Origin of the sequence: Escherichia sp. TW14182 (assembly GCF_000208525.1) — a bacterium.
GTDB lineage: Bacteria > Pseudomonadota > Gammaproteobacteria > Enterobacterales > Enterobacteriaceae > Escherichia > Escherichia ruysiae.
In genome coordinates, this window is the sequence record NZ_AEJZ01000199.1 from 1 (window position 1) to 3,034 (window position 3,034).

The window sequence follows — 3,034 nt, forward strand, 5'->3', positions numbered from 1 at the left end:
GTCGGTTCAAATCCGGCCCCCGCAACCAATACTTAAACACCCTGACGGGTGTTTTTTTGTTTCTGCTCTCCCATAAAAAAGGCGCCATTCAGCGCCTTTTTATCATCCCCTTCTCGCCAGCGTCGCTCCATCGGCAAAATACGCTTTAATTCCCGCAAGAATGGACTCTGCAACTTCCTGCTGGAAAGTCGCCGTTTTCAGTTTGCGCTCTTCCTCAACGTTACTAATAAACGCCGTTTCGACCAGAATGGAGGGAATATCAGGCGCTTTCAGCACAGCAAACCCGGCCTGCTCGACCTGATTTTTATGCAACTTATTGATTTTCCCTAGTTTATTCAGTACTGCTCTACCAAACTTCAGGCTGTCGGCAATGGTCAGCGACTGAACCATATCAAACATGGTGTGGTCGACATAGCGGTCGCCACTTTTGCTCACACCACCAATTAAGTCCGAGGCGTTCTGGGTTTGCGCCAGATATTTTGCCGCAGTACTGGTTGCGCCTTTGGTCGAAAGCGCAAACACCGAGGAGCCGCTTGGCTGGCGGCTGGTAAAAGCGTCGGCATGGATAGAGACAAACAGGTCAGCACGTTGTTTCTGTGCTTTTGCTACGCGCACTTGCAATGGAATGAAGATGTCTTCATTACGCGTCATGTACACCTTCATATTGCCCTCTTTCTCGATCAGAGAGCGCAGACGGCGGGCAATCTGTAATACCACGTCTTTTTCACGCGTTTTGTATTTCCCCACCGCGCCGGAGTCTTCGCCACCGTGGCCAGGGTCAAGCATGATGACAATCGGGCGATCGCGCCCTGCCTTACCTGGCTGCGGACCACTTTGCGCAGGCGGCACCTGTTTTTCGAGATCGCCTTTGTTGTAATCCTCCAGCAGCGCCAGCAGCGGGTCTTGCATATCCTGCGCATTGACCGGATAGAGATCCATCACCAGACGCTCTTTAAATCCGGCAACCGGCGCGAGGGCAAACATCTGTGGTTTTACGTTTTGCTTTAATTCAAAAACCATCCGCACGGTTTGCGGATCAAATTGCCCGACGCGTGCTGACTTGATGAACGGGTCGTCAGCACGAATTTGTGCCGCCATCCCCTTGAGCACCGAGTTCAGGTTTACATCTTCAATATCCACCACCACGCGCTCAGGATTACTCAACGCGAACTGCTTATATTTCAGCTGACGGTTTGATTCAACCGTCACACGGGTATAGCTGGACGCAGGCCAGACGCGCACCGCCACGACCTGGCTGACCGCAGCCAGGCTGACCTGACTTACGCTCAATAGCCACATGGCACCCGCGCCTTGCAGTAAACGACGACGGCTGATTGCAGTATTGGATCCTGACATGCCTCTCCCGAGCAAAAAAATCTAAGCTGTGTAACAAGTAAACGACCAATTTGACCGGAAACTTTAGCGAAAGACGCATAATCTGTCATCTATAAAACAGTAAACATTCTTTTTATATTCACGGCATTACTGATAAAAAAGTTGCTCATGCGTAAAATTTGCACTTGCACACGGCGAAAAAACAGAATAAAAATACATTAATTTCGAATAATCATGCAAAGAGGTGTGCCGTGGTGAAGGAACGTAAAACCGAGCTGGTCGAGGGATTCCGCCATTCGGTTCCTTATATCAATACCCACCGGGGAAAAACGTTTGTCATCATGCTCGGCGGCGAAGCCATTGAGCATGAGAATTTCTCCAGTATCGTTAATGATATCGGGTTGTTGCACAGCCTCGGCATCCGTCTGGTCGTCGTCTATGGCGCGCGTCCACAGATCGACGCGAATCTGGCGGCGCATCATCACGAACCGCTGTACCACAAGAATATACGCGTGACTGACGGCAAAACGCTGGAGCTGGTGAAGCAGGCTGCGGGGACATTGCAACTGGACATCACTGCTCGCCTGTCGATGAGCCTCAACAACACGCCGTTGCAGGGCGCTCATATCAACGTCGTCAGTGGCAATTTTATTATTGCACAACCGCTGGGCGTGGATGATGGCGTGGATTACTGCCATAGCGGACGCATCCGGCGGATTGACGAAGAAGCGATTCATCGCCAACTGGATAGCGGTGCCATTGTGCTGATGGGCCCGGTGGCGGTTTCGGTCACTGGCGAGAGCTTTAACCTGACCTCGGAAGAGATTGCCACACAACTTGCCATCAAACTGAAAGCCGAGAAGATGATTGGTTTTTGCTCTTCACAGGGCGTCACCAATGATGATGGCGATATTGTCTCCGAACTTTTCCCTAACGAGGCGCAGGCGCGGGTAGAAGCCCAGGAAGAGAAAGGCGATTACAACTCCGGTACGGTGCGCTTTTTGCGTGGTGCGGTGAAAGCCTGCCGCAGTGGTGTTCGTCGCTGTCATTTAATCAGTTATCAGGAAGATGGCGCGCTGTTGCAAGAGTTGTTCTCACGTGACGGTATCGGTACGCAAATTGTGATGGAAAGCGCGGAGCAGATTCGTCGCGCAACAATCAACGATATTGGCGGCATTCTGGAGTTGATTCGCCCGCTGGAGCAGCAAGGTATTCTGGTGCGCCGTTCTCGCGAGCAGCTGGAGATGGAAATCGACAAATTCACTATTATTCAGCGCGATAATACGACTATTGCCTGCGCCGCGCTCTATCCGTTCCCGGAAGAGAAAATTGGGGAAATGGCCTGTGTGGCGGTACACCCGGATTACCGTAGTTCATCACGGGGCGAGGTTTTACTGGAACGCATTGCCGCTCAGGCGAAGCAGAGCGGGTTAAGCAAATTGTTTGTGCTGACCACGCGCAGTATTCACTGGTTCCAGGAGCGCGGATTTACTCCGGTGGATATTGATTTACTGCCGGAGAGTAAAAAGCAGTTGTACAACTACCAGCGTAAATCCAAAGTGTTGATGGCGGATTTAGGGTAAGCGATGAATATAGCCGGATGCGGCATACGCAATACTTCCAGGTATGATAAGACGCGCATCCGTCGCATCAGGCATTAGCACTCATCGTCGGATGCGGCGTGAACGCCTTATCCGAC

At 51.6% G+C, this 3,034-nt stretch carries 2 protein-coding genes; one reads left to right on the plus strand and one right to left on the minus strand.

Annotated elements, in window-relative coordinates; all coding sequences use genetic code 11:
- Positions 1 to 102 precede the first annotated feature (102 nt).
- The gene (gene amiC, locus EQY_RS0116335; RefSeq protein ID WP_000016908.1) at positions 103 to 1,356 is read right to left on the minus strand and encodes an N-acetylmuramoyl-L-alanine amidase AmiC; all 1,254 of its coding nucleotides are present in this window, start codon (positions 1,354 to 1,356) and stop codon (positions 103 to 105) included.
- A gap of 230 nt (positions 1,357 to 1,586) precedes the next feature.
- Here amiC and argA point away from each other — a divergent pair, with 230 nt between their 5' ends.
- Positions 1,587 to 2,918, plus strand: coding sequence for an amino-acid N-acetyltransferase (argA, locus tag EQY_RS0116340; RefSeq protein WP_000237965.1), 1,332 nt, complete (start codon positions 1,587 to 1,589; stop codon positions 2,916 to 2,918).
- The last annotated feature ends 116 nt before the right edge of the window (positions 2,919 to 3,034 follow it).